The sequence below is a fragment of the Rhizobium azibense genome (assembly GCF_004342325.1).
In the GTDB taxonomy this organism is placed as follows: domain Bacteria; phylum Pseudomonadota; class Alphaproteobacteria; order Rhizobiales; family Rhizobiaceae; genus Rhizobium; species Rhizobium etli_B.
The window spans coordinates 221,856-233,105 of record NZ_SMBJ01000012.1 but is presented as its reverse complement, the minus strand read 5'-3'; the positions used below and the strand labels follow the sequence as shown (position 1 = coordinate 233,105).

Below are 11,250 nucleotides of genomic sequence, written 5' to 3'. Positions count from 1 at the left end.
AAAACCACGACTGTTGTCAGATTGATACAGATGGCACGATGTGTGGAATGACCGTCCAAAAATACCCATAAATGATTAGGGTATTAGGATAAAATTTTATGAAGAAAAACTATTGACGTGTCCGTCAATTTCTTACGTCAATTTAACAACTCTCCCGCATTGTGGCTGCAAGAAGGCGCAAGTTGCCTTTTATGGCGATCACCTGCACTCTGCCGCCGTTGGAGTGCTTAAGTGGGGGAGACACAGTTGGCATCTCGTATGGTTTTCAGGGGCGTAGCATCGCTCGCCGTCCTTTCGTCCATCGCCTCGCCGTCGTTTGCAGGGGGCCTGGAGCGCGGCGGGTATAATATCGATCTTCTTTTTGATCCTTCGCGCTTCGCAGTCGAATCCACGGCCACTTTCGTGATGCCGCAGCGTAAACTGAAGAACGTAGACGATATCAACCCGTTGAACGGGGATCTGAACGCTATCCCCGGACATTCTACGTCGGCTGACGACAGTGAGAGTTATTGGTCACCTCGCATCGGCGCCAAAGTTGCAATCGGCGATGCCGCAGACTGTATGGCCGATTATTCGCAACCTTACGGCGCTCATGCCAATCCAGGTGCCAACTGGGCAGGTGCGAACGACAACATCGAAACGAAGGTCAACAGCGACAATTATGCTCTAACCTGCTCTTACAGGTTTGACGTGGGACCGGGGCAGTTCCGCATTATTGGGGGCACTAATTATCTCGAAATGGATGGCTTCAAGGAGCGTCTCGTTGTCGCCCCCGAAGTCATCACCGCTTTGACCGGCGGTCTGGCCAGTGGCAGCGGTGTCGGACGTCTGGATCTGGAGGGTGACGGCTGGGGATGGCGCGGCGGCGTGGCCTACGAGATTCCCGAATATGCGTTTCGTGCGAGCCTGATGTACTACAGCGAAGTCAAGTTGGACAGCGTTAGCGGGACTGTGGATCTTACGAATATCCCAGCAATTCTCGACCCTGTCATTGGTGGAGCAGGAACCGTTATTCCTGTTACTGGCTCCACGGCGATGCCTGATGCGCTGGAGTTGAAGGTCCAGTCCGGTATCGCACCGGATTGGCTAGCTTTTGGTTCGGTCAAGTGGACGGATTGGAGCCAGTTGCAGCGTATTCCGTTCTACAATAGCGGCGTCGAAATCACCTCGCTCGATCTGGGGTATCGAGACGGCTGGACGATCACCGGCGGTGTCGGTCACAAGTTCAATGAACAGTGGAGCGGCGCCGTCAGTGTCACTTGGGACCGCGGCACATCTCAGGAATTCGGTTCGCAGACCGACAGTTGGTTGCTTGGCGCCGGCGTTTCCTATTCACCGAACCAGAACGTCGAGTTCCGCCTTGGTGGTGTGCTGGGCATCCTGACGAGCGGGGATTCGTCTCCGACGACGATTGACGGAGTTGGTGTGGGTGATGAGGCGACATACGAGTTCGATAACGATCTGGTGACGGCGCTCTCGACATCGCTCAAAGTAAAATTCTGATCTGCATCAAAGCGTAGAAAGGCCCGGCAACTTTACAGGGCTCAGCCCTTTGAATTTATGATGCGAATGTTGTCGGTGATACCGGATTGCAGGCTTTGGACGCTGACGGGAGGCGGCTGTGGCATTGATGGCGATCTTCCTCTGTTGCGCGGGGAAAGGGCATCAATCGCACCAGCCTTGTGGCGCCTCGCCCAATCCGAAGGGGATCTCGAACAGCGCTGCTGCCTGACGGTGCGACAGTCAATCCTCCCACATCCGTCGAAGTACCAATAGCGTGAGGTCGGTTGTGTAATAATCGATCTTCTGCGCAAGACCCGCACCGCCTGCACACCACGGCTGGAGAACAATTTTGCGCACCGTGCCATGATCAATCCCATAGGCAGCACCAGCGCTCGCGTAGCTCTCATCGCCACCTAGAATGCAACAACGGACTGCTTGAAAGCGGTGCTGTGCTTGGACATAGAAAAACCTCCGAAGTTGGTCTCCAATTTTTAAGGGGTCAATTTAAGAACCCCGGTCTTTTCTTTGCGCCCGCCGTATTAACCTTGCTCCAAGACATCTCATTTTGTGACGATTCAGCAACACATTTTTACGACAGTTCACATATCATAGCGGCGGGGCGAATTTGTCCATTTCCCGCCACAAACAGAGCGCAGCGATATTTGCGGGCGAGGGAATGGCAGGCGTAGGGTACGTTTAAGAAGCAAGATGGGTCGAGTTTTTTCCGCGACGGGGAGAGAGCGTATGAGCGCCGGCTTTGATGCCGTTTCTTGTGCGATTCAGCTTTTCCCGCAAGGCGATTCCGCCCAAAATATTCACTTAGAAGTCACGCATTCGAGCTGTCATTTTCCCGATGATACGGCGTCCATTGTCGCCGCACGCAGGCACCGCGATCACGCCGGCACCGGTTTGGTCACATTTGGTGTTTACGAATATTCGAATGGCGGAAGAACGCTTGTTCGTTCCGCAGGAATGACGCCGCAGGCATTGCAGGCGGACCAGGCCGGAACTCGGGTGGTCTGTGGTGATGCGCAAAAAATTCAGGCTCTTGAAGAAGGGCCGAAGGCTGGATGCGACGCGGGCAAAGGGGCCATTGAGCCCGCCGCGGGATCGCTCGCCTGGAGGAATACGCCGGGAAGCCAGGCAGCTGTCTCTGCTGCCGTGGCGGTCTGCGATGGAAGCGAAAGAAACCGAGTGAAATGCTGACATCCGAGTTCAGACTTTTCAGATCTGCCGTTATGGGGCTGTCTATCGCGCTTTCGGCGGCGATTACCTCCCCGGCCAAGGCATTCGATATCAATGCAGGCGTCACAAAGGAATCCGGTCCCTTCGATCTCTTCAAGTTCGGCTTCAAGGCCTATAAGAGCGGCCAGAAGGAAGAGGCCATCGAAGCCTATAAATACGCTGCCGAAAAGGGCCATACCGGTTCGCGCTGGGCGCTTGCCAATATGTATGCCGACGGCGACGGCGTCGCCCAGGACGATTTCGAAGCCTTCAAGATTTACAGCGAAATCGCGCAGCAGGGCGTGGAGCCCGGCTCCGAGGATACCGGCTTCTTCATCAACGCACTTTTGTCGCTCGCCAACTATTACAAGCATGGCATTCCGGGCAGCCCGGTGCGGACCGATCTCAGCCAGGCCCGCCAGCTCTATTTCCAGGTAGCTTCGACCTTCGGCGTCGCTGAAGCGCAGTTCCAGCTCGCGCAGATGATGCTGTCGGGCGACGGCGGCACGCGCAGTCCGCAACAGGCGAAGAAGTGGCTGAACCAGGCCCGCAAGAGCGGTCACCCCGGCGCCATGTCGGTCTTCGGCAATATCCTCTTCCAGGAGGGCCAGTCGGCGCGCGGCCTGGCACTGATGACTGCGGCGCTCGATCGCTGCAAGCCGAAGGATTGCAGCTGGATGGAATCGCTGCAGGAGCAGGCCTTCTCGGTCGCGACCGAAGGTGATCGCCGCACGGCTGTTTCGCTCTCCCACAAGATCGCGACCGGCAGCGATTAATTCTCGAACCTTAAGCTGCGAAGTCGAAATAACCGACCACTGGAACGTGGTCGGACGGCTTTTCCCAGGCCCGTACATGCTTTTCGATCGCCACCGACGTCATGTGATCGGCGGCCTCCGGCGAAAGCATCAGGTGGTCGATCCGGATGCCGTTGTTCTTCTGCCAGGCGCCGGCCTGGTAATCCCAGAAGGAGTAGAGCTGAACGGCGTCCGTCGAGGTGCGGACGGCATCGGTAAGCCCGAGATTTTCGAGCCTGCGGAAGGCCTCTCGCGTTTGCGGCAAAAAGAGCGCATCGCCTTCCCAGACCTTCGGATCGAAGCAATCGTGCGGCTCGGGGATCACGTTGTAGTCACCGGCGAGGATGAAGATGTCCTCATAGGAAAGGCGCGAGACCGCAAACTGGCGCAGTCGCTCCATCCAGGCGAGCTTGTAGGGATATTTTTCAGTGTCGACGGGATTGCCGTTCGGCAGATAGAGGCAGCAGACGCGAAGGGCACGGTTGCCCGCGATCGAGAATACGGCTTCCAGAAAACGGGCCTGCTCGTCGAGAGGGTCGCCCGGCAGCCCGCGGCTCACTTCGTCCGGTGAGGTCTTGGAAAGGATCGCAACACCATTGAACCCTTTCTGGCCATGCGTTTCGACGTGATAGCCCATCGCCTCGATCTCGAGCCGCGGAAACGCCTCGTCGATCGTCTTGATCTCCTGCAGGCAGACGATGTCCGGATCGGAATCCTTGAGCCACTGCGTGAGGTTGTCGATGCGCGCCTTGACGCCGTTGATGTTCCAGGTCGCGATCTTCATAGGGTGTTCCTCTTGCGCTTCGTGCCTGATCTTTTATCGTGCCGTCCCGCTTGCGGACAAGACGATAAACCAGCCGGAAGGGATACTTCGGCCGGTTCGATGTGGATATACAGGCAAGCTTAGATCGAGAAGCTGGTGCCGCAGCCGCAGCTTGCAACTGCATTCGGGTTCTTGATCTGGAAGGATTGACCGAGAAGGTTGTCGACGAAGTCGATTTCCGAGCCTGCCATATAGACCAGCGACAGGCTATCGATCAGTACCTTGGCGTTGTTCTTCTCGATGACGATGTCATCGTCCCGGGCATCGCCGGTAAGATCGAATTTATATGAAAAACCCGAGCAGCCGCCGCCTTCGACGGAAACGCGCAGCGCGTTCTTGCCGGACTCTGCACCGACGATCGCCGCGATTCGTTTTGCCGCCGCGTCGGAAAGGGTTACACTTGTATCCGTCATGTTTCCTCCTGCCGGGGTCAAGATCCGGAGAGAATTGATACCGGCCGATGAAACGTCAAACGGCTGATATCAAAAGAATTTACCACACGCGTTGCCAAAACGCATTATTCGGCAAAGCAGTTAAGAAAGGGCCTCTTTGCCGTTTATATTGGCTATAGGTATGAAGAGCGCGATGCGGCGTCAATGGGCGTGGTGTTGCGCGGTGTTGAATGACGGTGAAAAATGAAGATCGACAGGCAGGCGTTGGGTTTCGGAAATGGCGAGCGGGCAACCTATGCGGCAGATCCATGGACGACGCGCGGAAGGCTCTATGTCGAAAGCACCAGCCCGACGCGTTCGGAATTTCAGCGCGATCGCGACCGCATTGTCCATACGACGGCGTTTCGCCGTCTGAAGCACAAGACGCAGGTCTTCATCGCGCAGGACGGCGATCATTATCGCACGCGCCTGACGCACACGATCGAGGTCGCCCAGATCGCCCGTGCGCTGGCGCGCGCTCTCAAGCTTGACGAGGATCTGGCGGAGGGCGTGGCGCTCGTCCACGACTTTGGCCACACGCCTTTCGGCCATACCGGGGAGGACGCGCTGCACGAGGTGCTCCTGCCCTATGGCGGCTTCGACCATAACGCCCAGTCGCTCCGCATCGTCACCAAGCTGGAACGGCGCTATGCCGAATTCGACGGCATCAACCTGACCTGGGAGAGCCTAGAGGGCCTCGTGAAGCACAATGGGCCGCTGCTGAAAAAGGACGGGCAGGGCACGCGGGGACCCGTGCCGCAGCCGATCCTCGACTACTGCGAAATCCACGACCTCGAACTTGCGACTTTCGCCAGCCTCGAAGCGCAGGTGGCAGCGATCGCCGACGACATAGCCTATAACACCCATGACATAGACGACGGTCTTCGCTCGGGCTACTTGACGTTCGAGATGCTGGAGGAAATTCCGTTCCTCGCCGGGCTGATGGACGAGGTCCGCGAGCGCTACCCCCATCTTGAGAAGAGCCGTTTCACGCATGAGATCATGCGCCGGCAGATTACGCGCATGGTCGAGGATGTGATTGCCGTCGCACAAAAGCGCCTGAGTGAGGTGAAACCGAAAAGCGTCAAGGATGTACGCGAGGCCGGCAAGTTGATCGCAACCTTTTCGGAGGCGATGTCGCAGACCGACAAGCAGATCAAGCAGATGCTCTTCAAGCGCATCTACCGCCATCCCGACATCATGCGGATCCGCGCAGGCGCCGCAAAGATCGTCACCGATCTTTTTGCCGCCTACATGGCCAATCCGAAGGAGATGCAGAGCCATTACTGGGTTGATCATATTACAGGCCTTGCCGATGCGCCGAAAGCCCGCCACGTCGGCGATTACCTGGCGGGGATGACCGACACCTATGCAATCAGCGCCCACAGGCGATTGTTTGACCGCACTCCGGATTTGCGATAGGCAGCGGGCGCCGCGGCAGGAGTTGCGGCAGAGCCTATGCATGGAAGAGTGCGATGAACCTTTTTACCGACTTCGAAGCCAGGATTAAGAACGCCCTTGAACGGATTGATATCGTCAAGGAAAAGCGATCCGAGCTCGATTTCGGGCGCATCGCCGTCGAACCGCCTCGTGATGCAAGCCACGGCGATGTCGCGACCAATGCCGCCATGGTGCTGGCAAAGCCGCTGGGGACCAATCCGCGCGCGCTCGCCGAAATCATCATCGCCAAGTTGATAGAAGATGCCGACGTCGCCGACGTCTCCGTCGCTGGCCCCGGCTTCATCAACATCAGGCTTTCCATCGGCTACTGGCAGCGCTTGCTTGCTTCGATCATCGAGGCCGGAACCGATTACGGCCGCTCGAAGCTTGGCGCCGGCAAGAAGGTGAATGTCGAATATGTCTCGGCAAATCCGACCGGCCCGATGCATGTCGGCCATTGCCGCGGCGCCGTGGTCGGAGACGCGCTGGCCAATCTGCTTGCCTTCGCAGGCTATGCCGTCGAGAAGGAATACTACATCAACGATGCCGGCTCTCAGATTGACGTGCTGGCGCGCTCGGTCTTCCTGCGCTACCGCGAAGCGCTCGGCGAAAGCATCGGCGATATCCCCCCCGGCCTTTATCCCGGCGATTACCTGATCCCGGTCGGAAAATCGCTTGCTGGCGATTATGGCGTGCGGCTGCACAACATGCCGGAAGAGCAGTGGATGCCGATCGTCAAGGATCGTACGATCGACGCGATGATGACGATGATCCGCGAGGATCTCGCAGCCCTCAACGTGCATCACGACGTCTTCTTTTCCGAGCGGAAGCTGCATGATGCCGGCGCTGCCGCGATCCGCACCGCGATCAATGACCTGACCTTCAAGGGCTTTGTCTACAAGGGCGCGCTGCCGCCGCCGAAGGGGCAGGTGCCGGAAGACTGGGAAGACCGCGAGCAGACGCTCTTCCGCTCGACGGAAGTCGGCGACGACATGGATCGCCCGCTTATCAAGTCGGATGGCTCCTACACCTATTTCGCCGCGGACGTCGCCTATTTCAAGAACAAGTTCGATCGCGGCTTCGACGAAATGATCTATGTGCTCGGCGCCGACCACGGTGGATACGTGAAGCGCCTGGAGGCCGTGGCCCGCGCCGTTTCCGAAGGCAAATCGAAGCTCACCGTTCTGCTTTGCCAGCTCGTCAAGCTCTTCCGCAACGGCGAGCCGGTGAAGATGTCGAAGCGCTCGGGCGACTTCGTGACGCTGCGCGACGTGGTCGAGGAAGTCGGCCGTGATTCGGTTCGCTTCATGATGCTCTACCGCAAGAATTCCGAGCCGCTCGACTTCGATTTCGCCAAGGTAACGGAGCATTCGAAAGACAATCCGGTCTTTTACGTGCAGTATGCGCATGCCCGCTGCATGTCGGTTTTCCGCCAGGCGAGGGAGGCGTTTCCGGACCTTGACGTATCGCCCGCAGACCTTGCGGGAGCGGTCCTAGGCGTCTCTGATCCCACGGAATTGCAGCTGGTTGCGAAGGCTGCAGAATTCCCGCGCATCGTCGAATCGGCGGCACAGTCGCAGGAGCCCCATCGCATCGCGTTTTACCTGTATGATCTGGCAAGTTTCTTCCACGCGCACTGGAATAAAGGTAAAGATCAAACGGAATTACGATTTGTTAACGATAAGAACCGAGAATCGAGTATTGCCAGACTTGGGCTGGTGTATGCTGTCGCTTCGGTTTTGAAGTCGGGACTTGCCATTACAGGCACTGCCGCACCGGATGAAATGCGATAACGTCACCATTTCCCCACATTGCGCTGGCATTTGACCGCGTGGGTTTACGGGTGGGATGAGTATGGCTGACAAACAACTGGCGTATGATACGCGAAAGAAGACGGAGCTTTTTGACGAGGGCGATCCGCTGGCTGAGCTTGCGCGTATCGTAGGCTTCGAGCCGCGTGTGGCCGCCAATACGGTTCCTGAGGTGCCCCGGCAGGAGCCGGCCCTCAATCTCGAGGACGAGCTTCTCCGCGAATTCGAGCGTTTCGACGCTCCGCGGCCGCTTGCAGGCCTCGATCGTCCGGCCGAACCTGCCGCCGAGGAATATGACTATTCCGCATCCGATGCCATCGTCGAGCCGGATCCTGTCGATCCGCCGGCTGCCACTTCGCCCGGCTGGCATGGGGCCGAGATGCTTTCCGCCGCCGATTGGGCCGCGCCCCAAGTGTCCGAACCGGTTTCCGGTGGCGCCCGTGATCTGATCGAGGAGCTTGAGCTTTCGATCGGCGGTCCCACGGTTCAGATTCCGCAGGCTTCAACCCCTGCCAGGGCGCCGCAATGGTCAGCTGCCAGCATCAAGCTTCCGCTTGCAAACTTCCATGCCGCTCGTCGCGACGAGCTTGTTGAATCGCCCGCAAAAGCCGCCGCACCTGTCGACGCGCTCGCCGTTCCCGAACAGCAGCTCGAGCCATTTGGGCAGGTTCAGCCGGTTATCCGGCCCGAACCGGCAATGGAGCCGGTTGCCTTTGATCCGGCCGAGGAATTCGAAGCGACAGCTCCGCAAGGCTTTCCGGCCGAACTCGATCGCCATGACGAGGTGGTCATGGACGAATTGCCAGCCCAGGAAATGCTCTCGCCGGTCGAGGCGCCGGTTTTGATGGAGCCGCGGGTTGAAGCTGAACCCTTCGATCTGGTTGCTGCCGCAACGGAAGGCGTCGTACAGGCGGACGCCGCGCTGACTGAAGCGCCTTTCGAAAACCAGCCGATCGCCTTCGAGTTCGATGATCTGCTCGCCGACGTCTCCCGTTATCCGGTTCCTGAGCGTCTGGCCTCTGCGCCCGTGGAGCCGAAGGCGGCGCCTTTCGAACAGTGGGAGCCTCTGGTCGTCGCGTCCGCTGCTGCTGCACCTGTCGCCGCTCCGGTGGCCGTTGCACCTGTCGCCGTCCCGGTTGACGTTGCTCCTGCCGCCGTCCCGGTTGACGTTGCTCCTGCCGCCGTCCCGGTGGACGTTGCTCCTGCCGCTGCCGAACCACCCGCCGTGGCCGCAACTGCTATCGAGGATGCTGACAGCGAAGATCCGTTTGCCGGCCACGATTTCGAACTCGATCTCGAAGGCATCGAACTCGAACTCGCCGATCTGGATTTTGCCGAGCCTGCAAAGACCCAGGAACCTGCCCCTGTCGTCGCCGCAGCGCCGCCTGCCGTGGTTGTCGCCCGGCCAGTCGGGCAGTTTGCCGCCGCTTCGCCTTACGAAGCCCCGCCCCATGCCGCAGCCGTGGAGAGCAAGTCCGCTGCAGCCGATGGCGAAGAAGATCTGCCCTTCGATGCCTCGATGATTGCCGAGGCAGATCATCATCCCGAGGCTGTCGAGGACATGCATGTGCCGTCGCTGCCGCCCGTCGAGCAGCCGGCCCCGGTTGCGCCGGCAAACGACTTCGATTTCGACGTCGACGCGGAAATCGCAAGCCTCTTCGAAACGTCGGTCCAAAAGGAGCCGGCTGTTGCAGCACCTGCTTGGGCTCCGGCAGCGGCACCCGCTTGGGCTCCCGCAGCAGCCGCTGCCGTTGTTGCAGCAGCGCCGGTGGCGGCTCGGCCGCAGTCGGCCGGCGGACCTGACGATTTCGAGCGTGCGCTTGAGGAGGATTTTCGCCGCAGCGTTCGTGAACCCGTTCATCGCGCCGAAGCGCCAGCCGAGGTCCGTATCCAATCGGCGGCTGAGGCCGAGGACATGGGCCGCGCCCGTTCCATGAAACGGCTGCTTGCGGCCGCCGCTCTGATCGTCGTCTTCGCAGGCGGCGCCTACGGCGTCTATTCGGTCGTTACCGACGGCGGTCTCGGCATTGCTGGCGGCGAACCGCGCGTGATCGTGGCCGACAAGGAACCGGTCAAGATCGTCCCGGAAAATCCGGGTGGCAAGACCGTGCCGAACCAGGACAAGGCGGTCTATGATCGCGTTGCCGGTGCGACCGAGGCGCCGAAGCAGAAGGCACTCGTTTCATCCGACGAAGAGCCCGTTGATGTCGTTCAGCGTACCCTGACGCCCGAAGTTCTGCCGGAAGACAACGACGGACCCATCGCCGACAATCCGGCAAGTACGCCGGTCGGCGATACGCAGGATCCGCGGCTGCTTCCGAGCGAGGATGTGGGGGAAAGGGATGCTGCGGCCGAGGAGGGCCCCAATGGCGATCGTCCGCCGGCCGTTGCACCGCGCAAGGTCCGCACGATGATCGTCAAGCCGGACGGAACGCTGGTTGCCCGCGAGGAGCCCGCCGCACCGGTTGAAGAGCCTTCCGTTCAGCCGCCTGCCGCTGTTGCGGCATCTGGCGGTTCGGCGGCAAGCTTCCCGGCGAGCAAGGAGGTTGCCTCCGCCGATATCGGCGCGACGCCTGTCGAAACGACCACCGTCGCGCCGCTGCCCGCCGCTCAGCAACCATCCACGTCCACCCTGGAAAAGATTGCCGCTGCAGATCCGGCCACCGCGAAGATTGCCGCTGCAGATCCCGCCACTGCGAAGGTCGAACAGCCCGTCCACCCGGTTCAGACACCGCCCGCCGCTGAAAAACCTGCCGACACGGCGCCGGTACCGACGGCCCGTCCGGCAGAGCAACCGGTCACTGTCGTCGGCACCGTGACGGAGAAGGGCAACGTCCGCCCGGCCGAGCAGCAAGCCAAGCCGGCTGAGGTCGCATCGGTCGAGCCTGCCGCTGCAAAGCCGCAGCAGGCCTCACCGGCTGGCGGATACGGCATGCAGATCGCGTCGCTGCCGTCCGAAGCAGAGGCTAAGAAATCCTATGCGAGCCTGTCGAAGAAGTTTGCAAGCGTTCTCGGCGGCCGCAGCTTTGAAATCCGAAAGGCCGAAATCGCCGGCAAGGGCACGTTCTACCGCGTCCGGATCCCGGCCGGCTCCAAGGACGAGGCCGCAGCCCTTTGCCAGCAATATCGCTCAGCCGGCGGCAGCTGCCTGATTTCGAAGTGAACCTGTGATCACTTGATTTCAAGCGGCGGGCATGTCCCGCCGCTTTTTTGTATGTCCTGCT

Annotated in this window: 8 protein-coding genes; 6 read left to right on the top strand and 2 right to left on the bottom strand. The window is 59.8% G+C overall.

From position 1 onward, the window contains the following. The first annotated feature begins 246 nt into the window (after positions 1-246). From EV130_RS27405 to exoR, 3 genes are all read left to right on the top strand, one after another. Positions 247-1,503 (top strand): OmpP1/FadL family transporter, encoded by a 1,257-nt coding sequence (locus tag EV130_RS27405; protein WP_074061088.1) that lies wholly within the window; start codon positions 247-249, stop codon positions 1,501-1,503. Between the two features lie 744 nt (positions 1,504-2,247). Next, complete coding sequence (locus tag EV130_RS32965; RefSeq protein ID WP_207900912.1) at positions 2,248-2,709, top strand: hypothetical protein; 462 nt, start codon at positions 2,248-2,250, stop codon at positions 2,707-2,709. Continuing rightward, on the top strand, positions 2,703-3,503 hold the full coding sequence (gene exoR, locus EV130_RS27395; protein ID WP_074061090.1) for an exopolysaccharide production regulator ExoR: 801 nt from the start codon (positions 2,703-2,705) through the stop codon (positions 3,501-3,503). Before EV130_RS32965 ends, exoR begins: the two co-directional genes overlap by 7 nt. Positions 3,504-3,513: 10 nt before the next feature. Here exoR and xth read toward each other — a convergent pair whose 3' ends face one another. Together xth and erpA are read right to left on the bottom strand one after the other, a co-directional pair. Continuing rightward, positions 3,514-4,305: an exodeoxyribonuclease III gene (xth, locus tag EV130_RS27390; RefSeq protein ID WP_132662293.1), complete on the bottom strand. Its 792-nt coding sequence runs from the start codon at positions 4,303-4,305 to the stop codon at positions 3,514-3,516. Between the two features lie 119 nt (positions 4,306-4,424). Beyond that, complete coding sequence (gene erpA / locus EV130_RS27385; RefSeq protein ID WP_074061092.1) at positions 4,425-4,757, bottom strand: iron-sulfur cluster insertion protein ErpA; 333 nt, start codon at positions 4,755-4,757, stop codon at positions 4,425-4,427. A gap of 222 nt (positions 4,758-4,979) precedes the next feature. Between erpA and EV130_RS27380 the strand changes: the two genes are divergently transcribed. The 3 genes from EV130_RS27380 to EV130_RS27370 all read left to right on the top strand — a co-directional run bounded on the left by EV130_RS27380 (position 4,980) and on the right by EV130_RS27370 (position 11,189). Then, complete coding sequence (locus EV130_RS27380) at positions 4,980-6,197, top strand: deoxyguanosinetriphosphate triphosphohydrolase (protein WP_132662291.1); 1,218 nt, start codon at positions 4,980-4,982, stop codon at positions 6,195-6,197. A gap of 53 nt (positions 6,198-6,250) precedes the next feature. After that, positions 6,251-8,008 carry an arginine--tRNA ligase gene (gene argS / locus EV130_RS27375; RefSeq protein ID WP_132662289.1) on the top strand — a complete coding sequence of 586 codons (1,758 nt, stop codon included), beginning with the start codon at positions 6,251-6,253 and terminating at the stop codon, positions 8,006-8,008. Positions 8,009-8,069: 61 nt separating this feature from the next. Beyond that, a complete protein-coding gene (locus EV130_RS27370; RefSeq protein WP_132662287.1) occupies positions 8,070-11,189 on the top strand; it encodes an SPOR domain-containing protein in 3,120 nt (1,039 codons plus the stop codon). Positions 11,190-11,250: the final 61 nt, after the last annotated feature.